The 16,690-nt window shown below is 55.1% G+C and carries 18 protein-coding genes; 15 read left to right on the forward strand and 3 right to left on the reverse strand.

What is annotated here, in order from left to right; all coding sequences use genetic code 11:
* The first annotated feature begins 96 nt into the window (after positions 1 to 96).
* From E0L15_RS06995 to E0L15_RS12355, 3 genes are read left to right on the forward strand one after another with little or no spacing between them, the layout of a single operon-like run.
* A complete protein-coding gene (locus E0L15_RS06995; protein WP_168125040.1) occupies positions 97 to 783 on the forward strand; it encodes a class I SAM-dependent methyltransferase in 687 nt (228 codons plus the stop codon).
* The gene (locus E0L15_RS07000; protein WP_347565980.1) at positions 780 to 1,022 is read left to right on the forward strand and encodes a cation transporter; all 243 of its coding nucleotides are present in this window, start codon (positions 780 to 782) and stop codon (positions 1,020 to 1,022) included. Before E0L15_RS06995 ends, E0L15_RS07000 begins: the two co-directional genes overlap by 4 nt.
* 37 nt (positions 1,023 to 1,059) lie before the next feature.
* Positions 1,060 to 1,203 (forward strand): hypothetical protein, encoded by a 144-nt coding sequence (locus E0L15_RS12355; protein ID WP_243155422.1) that lies wholly within the window; start codon positions 1,060 to 1,062, stop codon positions 1,201 to 1,203.
* A gap of 197 nt (positions 1,204 to 1,400) precedes the next feature.
* Here the strand turns inward: E0L15_RS12355 and E0L15_RS07010 are convergent, their stop codons facing one another.
* Entirely contained in the window at positions 1,401 to 1,796 is a 396-nt protein-coding gene (locus E0L15_RS07010; RefSeq protein ID WP_087371539.1) for a metal-dependent transcriptional regulator, read from the reverse strand.
* Between the two features lie 243 nt (positions 1,797 to 2,039).
* On the opposite strand from E0L15_RS07010, the gene E0L15_RS07015 reads away from it, so the two are divergent.
* From E0L15_RS07015 to E0L15_RS07070, 12 genes are all read left to right on the forward strand, one after another.
* Positions 2,040 to 2,252 carry a FeoA family protein gene (locus E0L15_RS07015; RefSeq protein ID WP_087232784.1) on the forward strand — a complete coding sequence of 71 codons (213 nt, stop codon included), beginning with the start codon at positions 2,040 to 2,042 and terminating at the stop codon, positions 2,250 to 2,252.
* 137 nt (positions 2,253 to 2,389) lie between these two features.
* On the forward strand, positions 2,390 to 4,396 hold the full coding sequence (locus E0L15_RS07020; protein ID WP_087392118.1) for a ferrous iron transporter B: 2,007 nt from the start codon (positions 2,390 to 2,392) through the stop codon (positions 4,394 to 4,396).
* 388 nt (positions 4,397 to 4,784) lie between these two features.
* Positions 4,785 to 5,336 carry a DUF3793 family protein gene (locus E0L15_RS07025; protein ID WP_087373181.1) on the forward strand — a complete coding sequence of 184 codons (552 nt, stop codon included), beginning with the start codon at positions 4,785 to 4,787 and terminating at the stop codon, positions 5,334 to 5,336.
* Between the two features lie 45 nt (positions 5,337 to 5,381).
* A complete protein-coding gene (locus E0L15_RS07030) occupies positions 5,382 to 5,804 on the forward strand; it encodes a flavodoxin (protein WP_087394226.1) in 423 nt (140 codons plus the stop codon).
* Positions 5,805 to 5,914: 110 nt separating this feature from the next.
* Positions 5,915 to 6,835: an AraC family transcriptional regulator gene (locus E0L15_RS07035; protein ID WP_168125042.1), complete on the forward strand. Its 921-nt coding sequence runs from the start codon at positions 5,915 to 5,917 to the stop codon at positions 6,833 to 6,835.
* Between the two features lie 168 nt (positions 6,836 to 7,003).
* Positions 7,004 to 7,276 (forward strand): DUF6110 family protein, encoded by a 273-nt coding sequence (locus tag E0L15_RS07040; RefSeq protein ID WP_087238102.1) that lies wholly within the window; start codon positions 7,004 to 7,006, stop codon positions 7,274 to 7,276.
* Positions 7,277 to 7,328: 52 nt separating this feature from the next.
* A complete protein-coding gene (locus tag E0L15_RS07045) occupies positions 7,329 to 9,443 on the forward strand; it encodes a heavy metal translocating P-type ATPase (RefSeq protein ID WP_168125043.1) in 2,115 nt (704 codons plus the stop codon).
* Positions 9,444 to 9,675: 232 nt separating this feature from the next.
* A complete protein-coding gene (locus E0L15_RS07050; RefSeq protein ID WP_347565981.1) occupies positions 9,676 to 10,668 on the forward strand; it encodes an iron chelate uptake ABC transporter family permease subunit in 993 nt (330 codons plus the stop codon).
* The gene (locus E0L15_RS07055) at positions 10,665 to 11,642 is read left to right on the forward strand and encodes an iron chelate uptake ABC transporter family permease subunit (protein ID WP_168125044.1); all 978 of its coding nucleotides are present in this window, start codon (positions 10,665 to 10,667) and stop codon (positions 11,640 to 11,642) included. Before E0L15_RS07050 ends, E0L15_RS07055 begins: the two co-directional genes overlap by 4 nt.
* Before the next feature lie 2 nt (positions 11,643 to 11,644).
* A complete protein-coding gene (locus E0L15_RS07060) occupies positions 11,645 to 12,397 on the forward strand; it encodes an ATP-binding cassette domain-containing protein (RefSeq protein WP_087392113.1) in 753 nt (250 codons plus the stop codon).
* A 46-nt stretch (positions 12,398 to 12,443) separates the two neighbouring features.
* Positions 12,444 to 13,448, forward strand: coding sequence for an ABC transporter substrate-binding protein (locus tag E0L15_RS07065; RefSeq protein WP_206020585.1), 1,005 nt, complete (start codon positions 12,444 to 12,446; stop codon positions 13,446 to 13,448).
* A gap of 91 nt (positions 13,449 to 13,539) precedes the next feature.
* Positions 13,540 to 14,211, forward strand: a complete 672-nt coding sequence (locus E0L15_RS07070) for a peroxiredoxin (protein WP_087388203.1) — start codon at positions 13,540 to 13,542, stop codon at positions 14,209 to 14,211.
* 464 nt (positions 14,212 to 14,675) lie between these two features.
* Here the strand turns inward: E0L15_RS07070 and E0L15_RS07075 are convergent, their stop codons facing one another.
* Together E0L15_RS07075 and E0L15_RS07080 are read right to left on the reverse strand one after the other, a co-directional pair.
* A complete protein-coding gene (locus tag E0L15_RS07075) occupies positions 14,676 to 15,911 on the reverse strand; it encodes a hypothetical protein (RefSeq protein ID WP_168125046.1) in 1,236 nt (411 codons plus the stop codon).
* Positions 15,881 to 16,303, reverse strand: a complete 423-nt coding sequence (locus E0L15_RS07080; RefSeq protein ID WP_168125047.1) for a hypothetical protein — start codon at positions 16,301 to 16,303, stop codon at positions 15,881 to 15,883. Before E0L15_RS07080 ends, E0L15_RS07075 begins: the two co-directional genes overlap by 31 nt.
* Positions 16,304 to 16,690: the final 387 nt, after the last annotated feature.

Here is a 16,690-nt window from a genome sequence, read left to right on the forward strand (position 1 = left end):
CATGCAAAACCAATATGGCGGCATCTTGCAATTTCATGCGACAAAGAGTATGATGTGGTTAGCTGGCACTAACCATTATTGAGGTGACCATATTGTATGGATGACAACAAGCAGTTTTGGGAGCGGTTTTCACGGCATTACTCCGGTTTCATACGCCGCTCTCAGACAACCTATCATCAGATCTGCAAAGCAATGCGTCCTTTTCTGAAACGGGACATGGACGTACTGGAGTTGGCCTGCGGAACAGGCCAGCTGTCCGTGCCGCTGTCTCCATGTGTCCGGAGCTGGGAGGCAACCGACTTTTCAGCTGAAATGATCCGTCAAGCCAAAAAGCAGGTTTATTCGTCCCGGCTCCATTTCTCCGTCCAGGACGCCACCAAGCTGCCCTACGGGCCGGAGAGCTTCGACGCAGTCGTGATCTCCAACGCCCTCCATGTCATGCCTCACCCGGAAAAAGCTCTGACGGAAGCCTGGCGGGTTCTGAAGCCGGGGGGATGGCTGTTCGCCCCCACCTTTGTCTGGGGCAAAAGCCGAAGCGCCAGACTCCGGCTCTGGTTCATGGGGCTGTCAGGCTTTCGGGTGTACCATGTTTGGACTGCCGGGGAGCTGATGGCATACCTGTCCGAGCGCGGCTATTCCATCGTTCGCCATCCACTTCTCGGAAGTTCGTTGGCGCCGCTGTGCTGTCTGATAGCCAGGAAGATCCCGGATGAACGGACTGCGGCACGGCAGACCACCGTCCAATCTGTGCAGCTCGATGATCCAAAAGTCAAGAAGGAGTGATAGAACATGTGGAAGTCAACGGAATGATGTGCGGGATGTGCGAGGCCCATGTCAATGACGCCGTACGCAAAGCCTGCCCGGTCAAAAAGGTGAGTTCTTCCCGCAGCAAAAACCAGACTGTGATTCTCTCTGAAACAGAGCTGGACACGGCGACTCTTATGAACACCATTCGCGGCACGGGGTATGAAGTCGGAGCGATCCAGAAGGAGCCGTACAAAAAAAGAGGATTGTTTGGTTGAGTTCGTTGGCGGCAGCGGTCAGAAAAGAGGTGTGAACATGAACACGGCAATGCAGTCGTTTGGATATGGATTAACAGCTTTGCTGTTTTGCATCGCTATTCTTGGCGTGTGCCATAACATCAAAAAAACTGCCCGAAAGGTTTTGAAAAGCCAGCAAACACATAAGGATGAGCTGCCGTAAGCGTTTGGAGCTATGGAGCAGATGCGCTTGGCGGTGAACTTACACAGCAGGTCGCTCCTGATTTAAAAGCGCTGATCACATAAAATGCGGTGGAGGCCATATCCAGGCTCCACCGCATTTGATATTCCGTGCCAAATGGCAGGTATTCACTTATCGCGTTGCCGCTCGATAGCAAAGTCCGCCAAATTTGCACAGGCTCATTGCCCGTGCGCATCTTCCCGCATTTTCGTTATCTGCTCCAAGTGCGCCTGCACCGCCGCAAAGGATTTTTCGCTGATCACATGCTCGATCCTGCAGGCATCCTCCGCGGCCGTTTTTTCATCCACGCCAAGACCCTTGAGCATTTCTGTCAGTACCGTATGCCGGGTGTACATGGTCTCAGCAATGGCGAGGCCTTTTGATGTCAGAGTGATTGCGCCTTCTCCGTCCACCTCCACATAGCCGTCTTTTTTCAGAATAGACAAGGCACGGCTGACGCTGGGCTTGGTATAGCCCATCTGTTCTCCTACATCAATAGCCCGCACGAAGGATTTTGTTTGCCTTAAAATATAAATGGTCTCCAAATACATCTGACCAGATTCATGGATTGCCATATAAGACCTCCATTGGATAAAGCATTTTGATTATTATAGCACAGTCCGGAAAAATGAACCAGCCTGTTTATCGGAAACGGAGATTTCTTTGCTGAATATAGGTTCCCGCTTGACAATTGATTAGGCATGGTATATTATAGCAGAGGGTTAGATGTTGCTAACCTAATTTTTTCGCGGTCTGGTTTCCTATCGCTAACCAGACTGTGGAAAAATGATTAAATCAACTGTGAAAAGGTGATGGATATGACATTGTTGGATGCTCTGGACGGTCAGGAATATATCGTCAAGCAAATCAATACGGACGATGAGGAGCTGAATGCGTTCCTTTTTTCTTTAGGTTGCTATGTGGGAGAGCCGGTGACCGTGGTATCCCACCTCAAGGGCGGCTGCGTGGTTTCCATCAAGGATGGCCGCTACAATATCGACAACCAACTGGCCTCGGCCATCGAGATATAAGATCTGGAGCACTTATTACGCCCCAGAGCCCCAGATCTAAGGTATTCATTCATGTTTATTCTGCCCAACGGTTAGCGTAGGGCAACCGCTGAGTTGTGAATAAAGTACATCGCACACATAGAAAAGGAGGAAATGTCATGCGTATTGCCTTGACTGGCAACCCGAACTCCGGCAAAACCACCATGTACAACGCCCTCACCGGGCGAAATGAGAAGGTGGGCAACTGGGCCGGCGTGACGGTTGAAAAGAAGGAGCACCCCATTAAGAAAGCCTACTGCAGCGGGACGGAGGATCTGATTGCCGTGGATCTTCCCGGCGCCTACTCCATGTCCCCGTTCACATCGGAGGAAAGCATCACCAGTTCCTATGTGAAGCACGAACACCCCGATGCCATCATCAACATTGTGGATGCCACCAACCTGAGCCGCAGCCTGTTCTTCACCACCCAGCTGCTGGAACTGGGCATCCCCGTGGTGGTCGCCCTGAACAAGAGCGATATCAATGCAAAAAAGCAGACCGTCATTGATGTAGCGTCTCTCTCCGCCAAACTGGGCTGTCCCGTGGTAGAGACCGTCTCCACCGCCGCGGAAGGGCTGAAGGCCGTAGTGGACGCCGCTGTTGCACAAAGCGGTAAAATCCAAAGAGCTCCTTATGTCCAGGGCGACATTGATCTGACTGACAAGAAGGTTGTGGAGGAAGCCGACCGTAAGCGTTTCGCGTTTGTCAATTCCCTGGTCTCCCAGGTGGAGAAGCGGAAGGTCCTCACCAAGGACAAGGGCACGGGGGACGCCATTGACGCCGTGCTGACCAACAAGTTCCTGGGCATTCCCATCTTTGCCGTGGTCATGTTCCTGGTGTTCCAGATTTCTCAGGTGTGGGTGGGCACACCCGTTGCCGATTATCTGGTGGGCTGGATCGAAACCTTCCAGGGCTACGTCGGCGAGGTGCTGCTGGCTGACGCCAATCCTCTGCTGACCGCGCTGCTGGCCGACGGCATCATCGGCGGGGTGGGCGCCGTGGTTGGTTTCCTGCCCCTGGTGATGATCATGTATTTCCTCATCGCCCTGCTGGAGGACTGCGGCTATATGTCCCGCGTGTCCGTGGTACTTGACCCCATCTTCAAGAAGGTGGGCCTGTCCGGTAAGTCTGTCATCCCCTTCGTCATCGGCACCGGCTGTGCCATCCCCGGCGTCATGGCCAGCCGCACCATCCGCAACGAGCGGGAGCGCCGGGCCACCGCCATGCTGACCCCCTTCATGCCCTGTGGCGCCAAGATCCCCGTCATCGCCCTGTTTGCCGGTGCCTTCTTTGACGATGCCGGCTGGGTAAGCTTCCTCATGTACTTCACCGGCATCGTGCTTATTTTCCTGGGCGCTCTGCTGGTCAACAAGATTGCCGGCTACAAGAACCGCAAGTCCTTCTTTATCATCGAGCTGCCGGAGTATAAGGTACCTTCTCTCTGGTTCGCCTTCAAGGCCATGTGTGCCCGTGGCTGGGCCTACATCGTGAAGGCCGCCACCATTATTCTGCTGTGCAACACCGCCGTGCAGATCATGCAGACCTTCAACTGGAGCTTCCAGGTGGCGGAGACCGCCGACAGCTCCATTCTGGCCTCCATCGCCCATCCCTTTGCCTATCTGCTGGTGCCCATTGTGGGCGTTCTCAGTTGGCAGCTGGCAGCCGCTGCCGTCACCGGTTTCATTGCTAAGGAAAATGTGGTGGGCACGCTGGCCGTCTGCTTTGCGGGCCTTGAGAACTTCATCGACACCGATGCCCTGGAGATGATGGAGGGCGCTGGCGCCGAGGTGGCGGGCGTCATCGCCATCACCAAGGTGGCGGCTTTGGCCTACTTAATGTTCAACCTGTACACACCTCCCTGCTTCGCCGCCATCGGCGCCATGCACTCTGAGATCAAGAGCGCCAAGTGGCTGTGGGGCGGCATCGGCCTCCAGCTGGGTACTGGCTATACAGTGGGCTTCCTGGTCTACCAGATCGGCACCCTGATCACCACCGGTTCCATTGGCGCCGGCTTTGTCCCCGGTCTTATCGCTGTAATTGTGTTCGCCGCAGTTCTGGTGTGGCTGTGCCTGAAGGCGGATAAGGATCTGAAGCAGGAGTATGCGCTGAATGGAGCGAGAGCCTGATGATCGACTGTATCGTAATTGGCATTCTTGTGGTAATTATCGCAGCCGCCGCGTTCTATGTCTATAAGGCAAAAAAGAGCGGCAAGAAGTGTATCGGCTGCCCGGATGGATGCTCTTGCAGTTCCAAAAAGGCAGACCAGCATCACTGCTGCTGCAGTACCCATGAGAAATAGAAAAGATGCGGGGGCCTTCCGTTTGGATGGCCCCCGCTAATCATTTCATGCATCCATGAACTTTCCTATTGACAAACACGATGTGATATATTAAAATCAGAACATAGGTTAGCTATCGCTAACCTCCGGGAGAAATCCCGATTATTTTTTGAATATAGGTTAGCGTTTGCTAACTTCCTACTTTGGAAGCGACGTACCATACAAGGAGGCGTGTTATGTCAGAGGATCTGCTGATTCGTCACTGTTCTCCCACCCTGGCGGGAATCAAGACGGGAAATCTTTTTTCCTGTGCCTGCCCCAGCCGGAAGGATCTGACGAAAGACTTGTGTCGGCTGAACAAGAAACTGGTGCCCAAGGGCATCCGCGTCCTTCCGCTTCGGGTTGGCAAAGGCCGCGCTTTGATCTACGCCTACCGGCCCAATGCACTGGAGAGCGATCTGACCGATTACCGCGCCAGAGCCTTGCTTCTCAAATACGGCTATGTGCCGGAAAACCCCAATGGCTGCGTGGTTCACCTGATCCACCGGCTCCGGAGCGAAGGGGAATTCCCCCATGAGATCGGCCTGTTTTTGAGCTATCCCCCTGAGGATGTGCTGGGCTTTATTTGCAACCGGGCGTGCAATCACAAATGCGTGGGCTGCTGGAAGGTCTACGGCGACGAGCAGGCCGCCAGAAACCTCTTTGAGAAATACGAGATGTGCAGCAAAATCTACTCCCGGCAGTGGCAGCAAGGGAAATCCATCGAGCAGCTCACCGTGGCTGGTTGATGTTTCTACCATAACAAATCCAGAAAGAAAGGTCGCTAAAGTCTTATGAGTAAAGTTGCAGTTGTGTATTGGAGCGGCACGGGAAACACCGAGGCCATGGCCATGGCGGTGGCCGAAGGAGCCAAGGGCAAGGGTGCCGAGGTATCTGTGATCACCGCCGCAGAGTTCTCCCCGGAGCAGGTCAGCGAGTATTCCGCCATCGCTTTCGGCTGCCCCTCCATGGGGTCGGAGCAGCTGGAGGAGAGCGAGTTCGAGCCTATGTTCACCGCCTGTGAGGGCAGGCTGAGCGGGAAGAATATCGCCCTGTTCGGCTCCTACGGCTGGGGCGATGGCGAATGGATGCGCAGCTGGGAGTCCCGCTGCAACGACGACGGCGCCAATCTGGCCTGTGACAGCGTGATCTGCAACGAAGCTCCGGACGATGACGCTCTGGCGGCTTGCCGCGAACTGGGCGCGTCGCTGGCCTGACAAAAACACCGCAGAAGGCAGGAGGCGCTCGTCTCCTGCCTTCTGCCTGTATCCCCAGTCAGCATAGGCAAAACCATTTCCGAACCCAGAGAAACAGGTCGTGAGAAATCATGCTGAAAGAATATTTATCGAGCCAGGACTCCGCCACAGGCCGTTGGAGCAGCAGTATGCCAGGGGTGCAGATCTGCCGGTTTTCCCTGCCGGAGCCGGAGCAGGAACCTCTGCGGTCTGTCCCGGTGTGCGGCACACCGCTCCAGTTTGAGGTACTGTTCTGCCTGACCGGCCGCCTTACTGTCCGAACGTTACAAGGTACCTCCTGCACGGTGGAGGCGCCGGGGATTTTCCTGCTCTCCGACAGCTCCGCTCTCCGCTCGTGTCGGTACAGCGGAAACCTGAGCGGTGTTTTGATTGCCGTAGACGCCAAAGCCGCAAAGGAAAGCCTTGTGACGGTCTGCTCCACTTTGGGGATGAAGCTGGACACCAGGATCGTCAAGAAAAAGATGACGGCGAGGAACGGCTGCACGGCCCTGCACGGCACACCTTGGACACAGGCTTTTTTTGAAACCGTTCGCTATCTGCCAGAGCAGGAGCAGGAACGCTACTGTGTTTTCAAGTCGGTGGAACTGCTGTATCTGCTCTGCACCGAGGTATCTGAATCGGATGGCTCTCTCTCCGGCTCAGGCTGCCCAGTATCCCACAGTCTGTTGGAAGTCAAGGCATACATACAGGCGCATCTGTCTGATAAGCTCACCATTGCGTTCCTCTGCAAACAGTTTTCCGTTTCCCCGACCTTCTTGAAAGAAGGGTTTCGCCGCGCCTATGGCGTACCAATCCACACATATTTGATCCAACTGCGCCTCCGACGGGCACAAGAGCTGATCTGCACCACCCGGATGCCCATTCAGCAAATTGCACAGTCTGTGGGGTATGAGGGTATGAGCCAGTTCAACGCAGCGTTCAAGCGGGAGTATGGCATGACTCCCGGCCAGTACAGAAAAATGTCGGAAACCGCAACTCCGCGTCCGTTTTGACAGCGACAAGCTCCCACATTTCCTGCTATAATAACCAGACATTCCAAAGTGATCAAAGGAGTGACAGCGATGAAACAGCATCGTTTTTGGGCCTGGGGCGCTGTGATTTGCATGATTATGGTCATGGTCACCGGCTACAAGCGGAAATAAGGGAAAGGAAGTATTGCAATGAGTGTTTATACGAAACTGGCCTGCTTTGCGGGTGGTGCGTTGTTTGGCTCTTTTGGCGTTAAGCTGCTGTCCAGCAAGGACGCCAAAAAGGCCTATGTCCATGTCACGGCCGCCGGCCTGCGGATGAAGGACTCGGTTATGGGGACCGTAACCACGGTGCAGGAGAACGCCGCGGACATTCTGGCCTCCGCCAAGGAGCTGAACGAGGACCGGGCTGCAAAGGAAGCGGAGGAAGCCGCCGCTGCCAATCTGGAGAGCGAAGAAGCCTGATTGACCCAGAGGGAGCCGCCAGCGGCTCCCTCTTTTCGTGAAGGAGGAACCTATGAACGCAACCATATTGCACGAAAGCCGGGGGCGCATCCGGTTCCGGCTGCGGCAGAAACAGATGACGCTCGCTCAGGCGGATCTGCTGGAGGCATGGATTCAGGGAAAGTCCTGGTGCCGGCAGGTCACCGTCCATGAGCGCACCTGCTGCGTCATCCTGTACTACGATGGGACTCGCCAAGCCGTGCTGAATGAGATTCGGCATTTTTCCTGGCAGGAGGCGGAGCGGACCACCGCACTGCCCGCCCACAGCAGCCGGGCGCTGAACCGGGAATTTGAGGAGAAGCTGGTGGCAAAGGTAGTGTGCAAGGCCGCCTGTACCCTGTTTCTCCCACCTCCATTGCGGATTGCCCGCATACTCTGGCACATGATCCCCTTTGTACGGCGGGGACTGCGCTGCCTGCTGCGCCGCCGCATCAAGGTGGAACTGCTGGATGCCCTGTCTATTTCCATTTCCGCCTGCAGAAGGGACTTTGGAACCGCCGGAATGGTCATGTTCCTGCTGGAGGTGGGCGAACTGCTGGAGGAGTGGACAAGAAAGAAATCTGTGGCGGATCTGGCCCGGTGTATGTCGCTGAATGTGGACCGGGTCTGGCTGCGCACAGCCCAGGGCGAAGTGCTGGTTCCTGTGTCCCAGATCCAGCCGGGGGATGCAGTAGTCGTCCGCGCCGGCGGCATCGTCCCCGTGGACGGGCTGGTGCTGGAGGGGGAGGTCACCGTCAATCAGGCGTCCCTCACCGGCGAATCCATCCCGGTACCCAAGCACCCCGGAGGCGCAGTCTATGCCGGCACCGTGGTGGAGGAGGGCGAGTGTGTGCTGGAGGTGAAGCAGGCCTCCGGTCAGAGCCGCTATGACCAAATCGTTCACATGATCGAGCAGTCGGAGCAGATGAAGTCGGAGGCTGAGAGCAAGGCTGCCAATCTGGCGGACAAGCTGGTGCCCTATACCTTTGTAGGGAGCCTGCTGAGTTTTGCTCTTACCCGCAATGTGGCACGGGCTTTGTCGGTGCTGATGGTGGACTTCTCCTGCGCACTGAAACTGGCTATGCCTCTGGCCGTCCTCTCCGCCATGCGGGAGGCGGGACGGGCCCATATCACCGTCAAGGGCGGCAAGTTCCTGGAGGCGGTGGCTGCCGCCGACACCATCGTTTTCGACAAGACCGGCACCCTGACCCACGCCTGCCCCCGGGTGGCTCAGGTGGTGTCCTTCGGCGGCAAAGAGGAATCCGAAATGCTGCGGCTGGCCGCCTGCCTGGAGGAGCACTTCCCCCATTCCATGGCCAACGCCGTGGTGGAGGAGGCGAAGCGCCGGGGCCTGCGTCACGAGGAGTACCACTCCAAGGTGGAATATCTGGTGGCCCACGGCATCGCCAGCACCGTCGATGGGGAGCGGGTCCTCATCGGCAGCGCCCACTTTGTCTTTGAGGATGAGGGCTGCGTCATTCCGGAAGGCGAACAGGAGCGCTTTGACGCCCTGCCGCCGGAGTATTCCCACCTGTATCTGGCCGTAGGGGGGCAGCTGGCCGCCGTGATTTGCATCTCCGACCCGCTGCGGGAGGAGGCGAAGGAAGTTCTGTCCACCCTCCGTGCTCTGGGGGTCACCAGTACCGTTATGCTCACCGGAGACAGCTACCGCACCGCCGCAGCCATTGCCGCCCAGGTGGGAGTGGATGACTTCCGCGCTGGAGTCCTTCCGGCGGACAAGGCGGAGTATGTGGCACGGCTCCGCCGGGAGGGGCATACTGTCCTGATGGTGGGCGACGGCATCAATGACTCACCGGCCTTATCCGAGGCGGATGCGGGCATTGCCATCAGCGACGGCGCCGCCATCGCCCGGGAGATTGCAGACATCACCATTGCCGCTGACAGCCTCTGGGAACTGGTAGAGCTGCGCCAGATCGCCATGGCTCTAATGGCGCGCATCCACTCCAACTATCGCTTTGTCATTGGCTTCAACGGCGCCCTGATCGCTCTCGGTGTGGCAGGAGTCCTGCCGCCTGCCACCTCCGCCACGCTGCACAATCTCTCCACTTTGGGAGTCAGTCTGCGAAGCATGAGCCGGCTGACTGCTCAGACGCAGTCCGCTCGGGGCAACAATTTGCAGAATGGATAAAAAAAGAATCCTTTCCGTTTGGTAGCTTGTGCTTTTTGCGCGGTTGCACATGGCTAACTCCATGTGCTATAATAAGCCCACGATGCGCAGTGCGTGATGCATGGTAAGTCCAATCGCCGCTGCGCATCGTTTTTTACAATGTAGTTAGCCATAGCTAACTACATTGAAGAAAGGGGAGGATTGTATCAGACCGTATCGATCTACCATTGTTCTTTCTGTTCTGCTGCTTATATTGTCCGGCTGCTCACTGTTTGTAGGCGTGATTGACCTGACGCCGGGCGAGCTTCTGGCGGGCAATTTTGAGCAGCTGGAGATTTTCATCATCTCCCGGCTGCCGCGCTTGCTGGCCATCCTGTGTACCGGAATCGGCATGAGCGTTGCGGGACTCATCATGCAGCAGCTGTGCAGCAACAAATTTGTGTCCCCCACCACCGGCGCCACCATCTCCTCGGCCCAGTTCGGCATCCTGCTGGCGCTCCTGTTTATGCCGGCCTCCACCCTATGGAGCCGGGCCATTTTTGCCTTTGCTACGGCGATTCTGGGCACCTGGATCTTCGTCTGGTTCATTCAGCGCATCCAGTTCAAGGATGTGGTGATGGTCCCTCTGGTGGGCATCATGTTCGGCAATGTCATCGGCGGCATTACCAACTATCTGGCTTACAAATATGAGATGACCCAAGCTCTGTCCTCCTGGCTGGTGGGCCACTTCTCGCTGGTGCTGAAAGGCCGGTATGAGATCGTCTGGCTGACAGTCCCGCTGGTGGTGCTGGCCTTCCTCTTCGCCAACCATTTCAACATTGTGGGACTGGGCAAGGATTTTTCCAAGAACCTGGGGGTCCCGTACAACCTGGTCCTCTTCTCCGGCCTCACCATTGCCGCCATGATCACCGCCAGCATTGTGGTGGTGGTCGGTTCCATCTCCTACATTGGACTGATCGTGCCCAATGTGGTGGCCATGTACAAGGGAGACAAGATCCGTGGCACACTGGTGGATACCGCTCTGTTCGGCGCCATCTTCGTGCTGGTGTGCGACATGATTGGCCGGATCGTAATCGCCCCCTACGAGCTGCCCATCGAGCTGATCGTGGGCATCCTGGGAAGCCTCATTTTCATCGCCCTGCTGTTTTACCGGCTCAAGCATGGCCGGAAGGCCATCCGTCTGGGCAGCGCTGGAACAAGCTGCTGCTCCACCATGCCCAACCTGAAGGGAGGTGCAGACCAGTGAACACCGCTGCCATACGTGCCAACCGGCGCAAACTTCTGATTTTAGTGGTCCTCGTTCTGCTCTGCGCAGCGGGATACATGTTGGTGGAGGTCAACTTTTCTAATCCCAAGCTTCTGGCCTATGCCATGAAGATCCGCACCCCCAAGCTCATTGTTATGCTCATTACCGCCTTTTCCATCGGCGGTGCCTCTCTGGTATTCCAGTCTATCATTAACAACACCATCGTGACCCCCTGCCTGCTGGGGATGAACTCCCTGTACACTCTTATCCACACGGCGGTGGTGTTCTTTCTTGGATCTGCCAGCGTGGTGGCCTCCAATGCCAACCTGTCCTTCGCAGTGGACGTGGTGCTCATGGGCGTTACCGCCACCATTATCTACAGCTGGATCTTCAAAAAGACCAAGCACAATGTGCTGTATGTGCTGTTGGTGGGCACAGTGCTGACTTCGTTTTTCAGCAGCATTCAGACCACTCTTACCCGGGTCATGGACCCCAACGAGTACGATACCCTGCTCAACACTTTGGTGGCCAGCTTCAGCAACATCAATTCCGAAATCATCGTCTTTTCCCTGATCCTTCTGGCCGCCGTTATCTTCGCATTGCGAAAAGAGCTGGCCCTGCTGGATGTGCTGACCCTGGGCAAGGAGCAGGCCATCAACCTGGGCGTGGACTACGACCGCTGCATCCGCCGCCTGCTGCTGGGCGTGACTCTCTGCATCGCCGTGGCCACCGCCATGGTAGGACCCATCTCCTTTTTGGGGCTCATCATCGCCAATCTGTCCCGGCAGCTGCTGAAAACTTTCCGGCACACCCAGTTGGTGCTGGGCTCGGCCCTGTTCGGCATGATCGTGCTGGTGGGCGGGCAGCTCATCGTGGAGCATGTGTATTCCTACTCCGTGCCGGTGAGCGTATTCATTACTGTGGGCGGCGGCCTTTACTTCCTCTATCTCCTCCTGACAAGAAAGAAGGTGTGACCATGCGCGTACAAGAACTGACAAAACAGTATGACGGGAAAACCGTGGTGGATGGCGTGAGTTTCGCCATCCCCAAGGGTAAGGTAATTTCTCTGATCGGTCCCAACGGTGCGGGCAAATCCACCGTTATGGGCATGATCTCCCGGCTCATCGCCCACGACAGTGGACTGGTGGACTTTGAGGGCAAGGACATCGGCAAATGGAAAAGCAAGGAGCTCTCCAAGCGTCTTGCCATCCTGACCCAGTCCAATAACATCCAGATGAAGCTGACTGTGCGGGAGCTGGTGACCTTCGGGCGCTTTCCCTATTCAGGCAACCGTGTCACCCCAGAGGATCAGAAGATCATCGACCGAGCCATTGCCTACATGGAGCTGGAAGAATTCCAGGATCGCTTCATTGACGAGCTCTCCGGCGGCCAGCGGCAGCGGGCCATGATCGCCATGGTCATCGCCCAGGACACCGAATATGTGTTGCTGGATGAGCCCACCAACAATTTGGATATCTACCACGCCACCAACATGATGAAAATCGTCCGTCGCCTCTGCGACGAGCTGGGGAAGACGGTGATTTTGGTGCTGCATGAGATCAACTATGCGGCATTCTATTCCGACTATATCTGTGCCTTCAAGGACGGAAAAATCGCTAAGTTCGGCACTGTGGAGGAGGTGATGACGAAAGAGAACCTGTCCCAGATCTATCAGGTGGACTTCGAGATCCTGACCATTGCGGGCAAACCCCTGTCCATCTACTATTGACCCTTATTTTCAGTACTTTTTAGAAAAGGAGTAACCAAAAATGAACATGAAAAAGATGCTTTCTCTTGCCCTGGCCGGTGTGATGGCCCTGAGCCTCATGGCCTGCTCCGCTCAAAATGGCGGCGATTCTTCCGAGAATACCTCCTCGCCCAGCAGCAGCCAGTCCAGTGAGGAAACCCCTGAGTCTGTGACCATTACCAGCCTCAATGCCAACAAGGAGGCGGCGGAGCTGGAGGTGCCTTACGATCCCCAGCGTATCGCCATTCTGGATATGGCCTCGTTGGACATTCTGGATGCCCTGGGCGTGGGCGACCGGGTAGTGGGTACTGCCTCCACCAGTCTGGAGTATCTCCAGGACTACATCAATGACGATATTGCCAACCTGGGCACCATCAAGGAGGCCGATCTGGAGGCCGTCATGGCCTGTGAGCCGGATGTCATCTTCATCGGTGGCCGTCTGGCCTCCAGCTATGACGCCCTCAGCGAAATCGCTCCTGTAGTCTACCTGGCCACCGATACCGAGCTTGGGGTCGTGGAGAGCGTGCGGCAGAATGCCACTACCATCGCCTCCATGTTTGGTCTGGAGGACAAGGTGGATGAGCTGATGGCCAATTTTGACGCCCGGATCACCGCCCTGTCCGAATTTGCCGCCGGCAAGACCGCCATCGTGGGACTGGTCACCAGCGGCAGCTACAATGTGCTGGGCAATGACGGTCGCTGCTCCATGATTGGACGCGAAATTGGTTTCGAAAATATTGGCGTGGACGCCAACATTGACACCTCCACCCATGGCAACGAGGCATCTTTTGAGTTCATCGTGGAGAAGGCACCCGACTATATCTTCGTTATGGACCGCGACGCCGCCATCGGCACCGACGGGGCAAAGCTGGCCCAGGAGATCATGGAAAACGAGTTGGTGATGGGAACCGATGCCTACAAGAACGGCAACATCGTCTATCTGGCTCACCCCGCCGTGTGGTACACCGCCGAGGGTGGTATCTCCGCACTGGACATCATGCTGCAGGATCTGGAGAGCGAGCTGCTGGGTTAACGCTGTTTCAGATGGAGTATTACGGCCTTTCTCCAAAGAACTCATATATCGTTTTCATCGAACTTGACTGCTAACGAAAGGAGCGCTTACCATGGATCAGGAAAACAGAATGCCTCTTATTGGCGACAAGGCTCCGTCCTTCGAGGCTGTCACCACCCAGGGCCCTATCAAATTCCCGGAGGATTACGCCGGCAAATGGGTGATCCTCTTCTCCCATCCTGCGGATTTCACCCCGGTCTGCACCACGGAGTTTATGACCTTCGGCTCCATGATCGACGAGTTCAAGGCTCTCAATACTGAGCTGGTTGGGCTTTCGGTGGACTCCATCTATTCCCACATCGCCTGGCTGCGGAAGATCCAGGAGCTGGAGTGGAACGGTAAGAAACACATCAATGTGACCTTCCCCCTCATCGAGGATATCCGCATGGAGGTGGCCAACAAGTACGGCATGATCCAGCCGGGACAGTCCAACACCCAGGCGGTACGGGCGGTGTTTGTCATCGACCCCAACGGCGTGGTGCGAACCATCCTGTACTATCCGCTGTCCACGGGCCGCAACTTTGACGAGATCAAGCGTATCATCCTGGCGCTCCAGAAAGCGGACGCCGACGCCTGCGCCACCCCGGCCGACTGGCGGCCCGGCGATGATGTCATCGTACCCACCGCTGGCAGCTGCGGCGTAGCCAAGGAGCGGATGGACAACCAGAGCGAGAATCAGTATTGCCTGGATTGGTTCATGTGCTTCCGCAAAGAGTCGAAGTAATACTAAGTTAATTCCCCAATAACAGAAAACCGGTCGAGATTTCATGCTGAATGACCCCCGTAGTTTAGATTGATCGAGCAAGAGCTCGACATCTGAATTACGGGGGTTGTTACTTTGAGACCAGGATTTTCTCCGACAGGGGTGCTTTTGCATTTACTTGCATAAGCACCCCTTCTTTTTTTACCCGTAAGTACGTCTGCCGCTGCCGCGACCCACCGCTCCGAAATTTGGTTCGCATCCAAATTTCAGAAGACGGAGTCAATCACCATGTACTTTCATAGAGAGGACTATCCTTATAGGATGCCTTGTGGGAACGGAAGTTGACCGTATGCCCCATATACTCCGGCTTGGATAAAATCTGCCCGACTATATAGCCGCTCCAGTTATACGGGTTGGGAAATTCCTTCCTGCTTTTCCAGACACCCATACCTGTCTCCTTTTATCCACTTTTCAATTTGCGAAACTTATTGTACCTTATCGAAATAAGACTGATGGTGTACCATAACATCGTCTAGAATTCCCGAATCATCAAAGCCAAGCCTCCAAGAAGCCAGGTCAAAAGAGTCATTCGTTTCGTAAGTAAGAACATATGCCTCAGAGCTATCGCTTGGCTGTCCATATAACTCTAACACATCTTCTCTGGTAGACCATCCCAGCATCAACCCACCGGGAAGGCGGAGTTCCGTGCCGGAAAAGTCGTAATTGCCATAGATTACATGGACGCCTCCCACCGTGCTTTCTGCGACAGGTATCGTGCTTTCGGTGGGGTTGAAAGCACAGACGCTGACAGTCTGTTCACGGTCATTGGTCAACGAGACCCATTCCCATTCATAGGACGCATACGGGCCTTCCGCGCCGGCCAGAGAAAGCCCGGCATCCTCCTCGGAAATCACCCATCCATCGTTCAGGAAAGCCGCAAGGGGAACCGGCAGCGTATAAACCGTATCATTGATTTGAATCGAAAAATTTTTCCAATCATTCGAAAGTTCAGGGGATGGCGGGTACAATTCTGCCCCTGCCGCATCGAGTTCTGTCATAAATTCGAGCGTCATCAAGGTGGAGGTATGCGGCAGGTAGGTAACTTTCGCAAACAGAGCAAAGTCGTTCCCGCCCCACAGCGCGCGCCCTTCCTCGTACCTCTTTTCACTGATTTCAAAGGAATGCCGTTCGCCGGTCATATCTACGCCGCGCAAATAATAGGAGTCTGAGCTATAGTCTCCGATCCCCATCTCATAATCAAATTCCAGCCGCTCCAAATAGGCGGCTTCCGGGCGCTTGAGGTAGGGGATGTCCAAAACGAGCGGCCGGACAAGGAAGAAAGCGGCGGCGAGGCAAAGCAGAATGCCTGCGGTTCTGCCAACCTTTTGCAGGAACGTTGTGTCCGGCTGAATCAGCAGTATGAATAAGACAAGGGCGATGATCACCGCCACCAGCCCCAAGCCGCCATAGACAATGACGGCTTGCATAAACCCTGTGATGCCGATGGCAAAGGCATCGGCGCTTGTAAACCATCCCACCACCGCGAGGATGGTGATCGGCAGAAAAAAGATGACGGCAGGGAACAAAATAAACCATTTTAACTCCGCCTTGCTTTTTTCGCCGCCGGGCGCTCTTTTGTCTGTTCGGTTCTCATTTATATTGTTCATTTTCTCTCTTGCTTTTATGAAAATCAGTGTTTCAAACGCTCCAGCGTCTCGCAAATCGCAAGCATCCCCTGTTTTTGATCTTTGATTTTGGCGGTGATGCTGTTGTTGACCAGCGACAATTTTATTTTGGTTTTCCCGCTTTTCGCTTTGATGATCCGCTGGGAAGGCAGTAGCCCTTTTTGTACTTTCAGTTCGTCAAACTGGTCAAACGGAATGCAGATTTTACCGTAAATATGCGAGATATCAAAAGTTTCCAACACTGCGATAACCAATGTTTTTTCTGTCACGCCAACATAACAATATACATTACTCAAAGCTCCCAGTGCCAACATTTCAGCCGTCCCAGACATCAAGGTTCCCCATGCTTTTCCCTGGTATGTTTCTCCTTCCGGGCAGATACTATCTAACATTTCATTCATATCTTTCTCGTTCATAAATAAAGTCATAAAATTCACCTCGTCGTTTTGCCCTCTAGTTAGTAGATCTGGTTCCGGTTTAATTATAACACTTAGCTGGTTTTTCGGTGTGAATTCAAGGTAAAACACTCGTAAATGTTAGGCAGAAAAGCCCCAACGATTGCCATATCCTTTGCTGTGTCTGATGTTTTTGTTTCTGATGCAAGCGTTCACGGATGGGGCGTACTATTACTTCTTCATTGAGCATATTAGCTCCTTTCGTTTCGTTCAGGCCAGTGGGGCGGAACGAAAACGGGGCGGGGAGCGGCATCCCACACCCAGCCGCCGGCGCTCAAAAGAGCGGGGAACAATATGGGTGAGCCCTGATATATAAAAAGCGAGCCACAGCTCACTTCCATGAGCGTGGCTCGCTACAGC

The organism is Pseudoflavonifractor sp. SW1122, from assembly GCF_012027765.1.
GTDB lineage: Bacteria > Bacillota > Clostridia > Oscillospirales > Oscillospiraceae > Enterenecus > Enterenecus faecium.